The sequence below is a fragment of the Microcoleus sp. M2_D5 genome, from assembly GCF_036701935.1.
Lineage (GTDB): Bacteria > Cyanobacteriota > Cyanobacteriia > Cyanobacteriales > Microcoleaceae > Microcoleus.
The window spans coordinates 86,334-92,333 of record NZ_JAUBRP010000004.1; the positions used below are offsets into that span (position 1 = coordinate 86,334).

Here is a 6,000-nt window from a genome sequence, read left to right on the forward strand (position 1 = left end):
TCGGCTTCCTAGACATCTAAATTTAAACCCAGATGGGACACAACCGCAGCAGAAAACGATCGCACCTTTTCTGTGCAGCAGTTCACCAATTGTTAAAATGAGTTTGGCCCTCGGGGCAAATGGCCGGGACTCGGAGAACCAACTCCCGTCTAAACCCCATCCACACGAATGATATAATTCCATTACTCTCAAACCCGAAAATGCTCAAGAGTCAAACTACTCATTTAGCTGACGGGCAGTGGGGCTTTCCCTTGTCCTCACTGTAAAACGCCCTAGAGGGAAAAAAATCAGAGTATCTCTACGGCAAGTCCAACATACCGTGAATGGGGCGGTTGGAAGCCAACACCAGAATTTTTGATTTGGTTTGCGGGAGTATCTCACTTAAGATAGGCTAATTCAGTTGCTAGCGCTTTGGGGAAGTGGACGAGTGTTAATTCCACTAGATTACTACCGGATTTTGGGTCTACCGATTCAAGCTACTGCCGAACAGTTGCAGCAGGCTCACCGCGATCGAACTTTACAGCTTCCGCGCAGGGAGTATTCCGAAGTTGCGATCGTCGCCCGCAAACAACTGCTCGATGAAGCCTGCGCCGTTCTGTCAGACTCAGAGGGGCGCAAAGCTTACGATGCCAGTTTTTTAGCCAAAACTTACGATCGAGAGTCAGAAGCCGCACTCGAAGCCAAGCACCAGAGGTCAAAAACCTCAGCAGGCCCGGCCACAATCCTGCAAGACCCAGGAGAAACCGTTCCAGCAGAGTCCAAGGCTTTAGACGCTGCTCCCGACCCCCACACTCCAAGTATTGAAATCGATGACAACCAATTCGTAGGAGCCCTGCTCATACTGCAAGAACTGGGGGAATACGAACTCGTACAGAAGCTGGGTCGCCCGTATCTTAACAATGGCAGCATCGCGATCGCAGAAGGTCGTTTCGGCGACCCCCAGCTCGTGAGGCCAGATATAGTTTTAACCGTCAGCCTTGCCTGTCTAGAACTCGGCCGCGAACAGTGGCAGCAAGGTCAGTACGAAAATGCCGCAAGATCATTAGAAGCAGGTCAAGAATTGCTGCTGCTTGAGGGCCTATTTGCAAGCGTGAGGGGTGAAATGCAAGCCGACATATACAAACTCCGTCCGTACAACATTTTAGAGCTATTATCACTTCCCGAAGAAAAAGTCGCTGAGCGTCGCAAGGGACTGGAAATCCTGCGAGAAATGCTTCAAGAACGAGGCGGTATCGACGGTTCGGGAGACGATCGATCGGGTTTAGGAATAGAAGACTTCCTCCGGTTCGTGCAGCAAATGCGTAAACACCTAACCAGCAGCGAGCAGCAGGCGCTATTTGAAGCCGAAGCCGGCCGCCCCTCCGCAGTCGCCACTTACCTCTCGGTCTACACCCTGTTAGCCCAAGGATTTGCCGCCAGACAGCCGTCAATGATCCGTCGGGCCAAGCTGATGCTGATGCAGCTAGGTCGCCGCCAAGACGTTCACCTGGAAAAAGCCGTCTGTTCCCTGCTGCTGGGCCAGACAGAAGAAGCCAGCAGAGCCCTCGAACTCAGTTCGGAAAAAGAACCCCTGGCCTTCATTCGCGAACATTCCCAAGATTCACCCGACTTGTTGCCCGGACTGTGCTTGTACGCGGAACACTGGCTGCAAGAAGAAGTGTTTCCCCACTTCCGCGACTTGGCCAACGAGTCAGTGTCCCTGAAAGACTACTTTGCCGACCCAAAAGTACAAGCTTACCTAGAAGCTTTGCCACAGGACGCAGAAACCGCCAACGAATGGGTCGTCGTGCAGCCCCGCGCCGGCAAGCCCCCAGGGCGACTGCAACCTGCCGCAGGCCGATCGCCTGCTGCCATACCCGCACAGCCACCCACAGCCAAGCAGGGAGCCAGTACAGTCACCTTGACCCCCGTACCGGGCGACGCTTCCACCGCAGCCTCGGGCGCGAAATCCCCGGCAACGGTGGCGGCGCCGAGCGCTGTTGCCCCCGTCTCTCTCCCGATAGCTACAGTGCCACATCCTGCTGAATCGACTTCCAAACATCGCAGACGGCAACATTCAGGCCGCAGCGGAGCGAGCGGCAATGGGCTAAAGGGCGATTTTGTCGATCGGGCGCGCACCAAGGCAGCAGAAATTACCGCCCAAGTCAAGTCCATGCCTCCAAACAGGCTGGCTTTGCTTCTAGTTGCAGGCGTCCTGAGCCTGTTACTTTTGTGGTTAATACTCAGTCTGTTGGCTAGCGCGATGCAAGCCCTATCGGGCCCATCCCTCCGAGGAGAGCAAGCCCTCGTCCGCCTGGAAGAACCGCCCCTAGAAATCCCTGCCTTGGCCGCGGCCCCAGAACCGAGGGCTGCAGGCGCAGTGTCGGGAGAAATCACTGAGGAATCAGCCGGACAAATAGTTCAAAGCTGGCTGTCGGCGAAAGCAGCGGCTTTGGGCCCCAATCACGCTGTCGAAGAATTAAGGCAAGTTCTGACAGAACCGGCTTTGTCTCGCTGGCAATTGATGGCAGAAGCTCAACAGCGAAACAACGCGCACCAGCGTTACGTACACAAGCTGCAAGTTAATGGAGTTACCACAAATCCGACTAATCCCGATCGCGCCCAAGTAGAAGCCCAAGTCTCGGAAAAAGCCGAAGTGTTCGATCGATCTCAACTCGTTTCTTCGCGGAATGAAAACCTGCGGGTGCGCTACGACTTGATCCGTCAAGAGGGACAGTGGCGGATTATGGATTGGCAAGTGATTAAGTAAGGAATTGTTCAGTTGACAGTTGACAGTTGACAGTTGACCTGGGATACCGACATCTACCTGGAACGAAGAGGATTGGAGTAATGAACAGTCTTCTTTTAATTTCTCCCGATCGGGGTTTTGGCTGTAAACCTATTCTTTCTGGTAATTGGTAATTGGTAATTTTTGCTGGCTAATTACTAATTACCAGTTTCTGATTATTAGTTAAATTTTTCATGCCAAAAGTTGGAGTTTTGAATTGCAGATTATTGTTGAAGGCTGGCGTTTTATTTATCATTCCTATTGCGTAGCAAATCAATTTCAACTGCTGGAAATGCTCGCTCGCCCGCGAGGATAAATTGAGCTTTTCCACCGCGATATGCCCTACATTGACCCAGCTTGGGAGACGAAAATTAGTTTGTTCGATCGCCCAAATGAAACATTACTCCGCAGCATTAAGAGCCCTGGGGTAAATCAGTCAGCGGATGTTACCCTGCGAATGTACTGCCCGTGGGACTTCTCGGCATCCAGCAGCGCTCAAACTTGGGTATTTGCAGCCACAGAATGGGGGATTGTTACCAGTTCAGTATTACAGGCGATGGGTGTTAAGTCGATCGCCCAAACCCCGGTTAATTCAGAAACGAAAATTATTACACCTTCAGGTTGGTCAAAAGCCGGCTTAATTCGCAGCGGTGTTGAAGCCGATCGCATTGCTGTCGTACCTTTGGGAGTCGATGCTCAGATTTATTATCCTGCTGCGGGCGATCGGCGTCAATCACTGCGCCAAAGCTTGGGCTGGTCAAACTATTTTATATTTTTAAACATCGGAGGACAAACGGATCGCAAAGGCATTCGCCCTTTATTAAAAGCCTTCGCGGCAGTAGTTGACAAATATCCAGATGCGAGATTAGTTTTAAAAGGTTCAGAACTGCTTTATCCGTCGAGAGACGAGATTGCAAAAGCCTGCCGAGTTGTGCTCAACGATGCGGAAAGAGCGAGGGTTTTACCAAGATTAATTTATAGTGGCAGCCAGCTATCTTTTGCTCAAATAGCAGAGTTTTACCAAGCTGCAGATGTTTATGTTTCTCCCTATTTGGCAGAAGGTTTTAATCTGCCGGTGTTGGAAGCTGCCGCTTGCGGTTTGCCGATTATTTGCACGGAGGGCGGCGCTACAGAGGATTTTACGCGATCGGACTTTGCACTGCAGATTGAGAGTAAATTTATGGGTGTGGAGAGTGACGGGGAAACGTTATTTATCTTAGCTCCTAAGTGGGAACATTTGATTGATTTGATGTGCAGGGCGATCGAACAGCCTGGATTGGCTGCGAAAGCGAGGGTTGCGGGCCCGGCTTTTGTTGCTGAAAATTTTACTTGGAGGCGGGTAGTCGATCGATTGTTTGAGGTTATGGGAGGAGATAAAAAGAGAGAGGAGAGGTCTATTTTTGATCCAATAATTTTGTAGTTTGGACGTTTCAAGCCCTAGATGGAGAAATAGGCATTTTCCGGCGTTATACGTAAACAGTGGGGATTCGTCTTAAATTAATCGAACTCGCCCGGAGGTAAAGGGTTGTATTCGATCGCCCGCCAAGCATACTAACAAGCGGCCGCATCCGTCAATGCCGGCGGCTTCTCCGCAGATGGTTTCGGAGGAAAGTTCGATCGCCACCGGGCAACCAATCAACCCATCGCGGCGGCGCAATTCCGGCAAAAGTAGCGCTAAACCGGACTTGGAGGCTGGCTTGTCTGCTGTAGAAAACATATCGGCTAGTTCGAGTAAATAGTGCCGCAGTCGATCGACCAAACACAGTTCATCTGGTACTTTACTAGCAATAGAATGCAAGCTTACCGCATTGCCGAGATCCCTTTCATCCAATCCCGCAGCCGCGAAATCTACGCAGCGGTTGAGTCCAATTCCCACAACCGCGCGAGTTTTGCCCAAAGCATTGCCCGAAGTAGCTTCGCAGAGAATTCCGGCTAATTTGCGGCGATCGATCCAGACATCGTTTGGCCATTTCAGGCGCAGCATATCGCGACAGTCGGGAACCAAATCTTCGATCGCGTAAATCACCGCTAAACCCGCTGCTAAACTGAGTCCCGGCAACAGAGTGGGGTTGAGGTTGTCGAGTACAAAACTAACAGTCAAGACACCGCTTGGGGCGTGCCAGGTGCGCCCGTGTTGACCGCGCCCGCTGGTTTGTCGCTTGGTAAATACTGCATCTCCGTGGTGGAGCCCGGCCGCGCGGGCAATCGCCCAACTGTTGGTACTGGGACAGGTATCTAAGGAGTGCAGCCAGTGAGGAAGAGGAAGGTTTGGGCGATCGGATTCTGGGGTTGCGGGCACGGGAGTTAAGGGCAATTCAGACAAGGTGTGATTTGTAGTATTCGATATGTAAAAGCTGATTATCGCATTTTCCAGAAGTGCCACCTCGCGCGACGGCGAGAATTCAGGGAAATTGGAGTGTAGTACAGTTTCCGCATCAGATTTACCTAGCACCACGCCACCTATTTAGCAGTAAAAATATTGATATATAAGGATTTTGGGGAATCATGAGGGTTGCTGGGAGCGATCGGCACCCCTTTAAAAAACCCAATTTAAAAAAAAGTTGTATTACCCCCTTGACAGCTTTGTACTACATAAAGTAGTATAAATGTAAGCCGAAGGGGAAAGAGCTTCAAAGCTTTAGCCCACCAGCCATATGAACCTTGAAAACAGAATAGGAAGTTAATCGTGTCACACAATTGCGGACATCGGCGGTGTAGACTCCGGCAACAAAAGCCCGATCGGGTTGTAGTACGCGGAATCAACCGCCACCCCGTCCCAACTTGAGTAATTCAAGGACAAAATATTGTTAATTTTCGCGGGGGTATAGCTCAACCGGTCAGAGCAGTCGCCTGTCGAGCGAAAGGTTGCGAGTTCAAGTCTCGTTACTCCCGTCAGTCGATTTTAGATTTTAGATTTTAGATTTTAGATTTGCTCCACAGGAGAAGAATCTCGGAATTGGAACTAGGGTCTAAAATCCACACCTCCTGTCGGAAAGCAAGTATCCGTTTTTGGGCGGAGGTCAAAGTCCCGCAGGCAAAAGTCAAGCCGTCTCCCCCTCTGGCGAGTCGATTTTAGATTTTAGATTTTAGATTTTAGATTTTAGATTTACTCCACAGGAGAAGAATCTCGGAATTGGAACTAGGGTCTAAAATCCCCACCTCCTGTTGGAAAGCAAGTATCCGTTTTTCGGCGGAGGTCAAAGTCCCGCAGGCAAAAGTCAAGCCGTCTCTCC

At 50.8% G+C, this 6,000-nt stretch carries 3 protein-coding genes and 1 tRNA gene; 3 read left to right on the forward strand and 1 reads right to left on the reverse strand.

The features are described from left to right. The first annotated feature begins 427 nt into the window (after nt 1–427). Both QUA50_RS02720 and QUA50_RS02725 read left to right on the forward strand, forming a co-directional pair. The gene (locus QUA50_RS02720) at nt 428–2,749 is read left to right on the forward strand and encodes an IMS domain-containing protein (protein ID WP_333259207.1); all 2,322 of its coding nucleotides are present in this window, start codon (nt 428–430) and stop codon (nt 2,747–2,749) included. Nucleotides 2,750–3,104: 355 nt separating this feature from the next. Then, nucleotides 3,105–4,187: a glycosyltransferase family 4 protein gene (locus QUA50_RS02725; protein ID WP_333259204.1), complete on the forward strand. Its 1,083-nt coding sequence runs from the start codon at nt 3,105–3,107 to the stop codon at nt 4,185–4,187. A gap of 72 nt (nt 4,188–4,259) precedes the next feature. Here QUA50_RS02725 and QUA50_RS02730 read toward each other — a convergent pair whose 3' ends face one another. Beyond that, complete coding sequence (locus QUA50_RS02730; RefSeq protein WP_333259201.1) at nt 4,260–5,090, reverse strand: biotin--[acetyl-CoA-carboxylase] ligase; 831 nt, start codon at nt 5,088–5,090, stop codon at nt 4,260–4,262. 495 nt (nt 5,091–5,585) lie between these two features. Between QUA50_RS02730 and QUA50_RS02735 the strand changes: the two genes are divergently transcribed. Next, nucleotides 5,586–5,659: transfer RNA gene (locus tag QUA50_RS02735), tRNA-Asp, on the forward strand. The last annotated feature ends 341 nt before the right edge of the window (nt 5,660–6,000 follow it).

Coding starts and splice junctions, on each gene's coding strand:
- QUA50_RS02725 (WP_333259204.1), top strand. CDS start 3,105: ATGCCCTACATTGACCCAGCTTGGGAGACGAAAATTAGTTTGTTCGAT.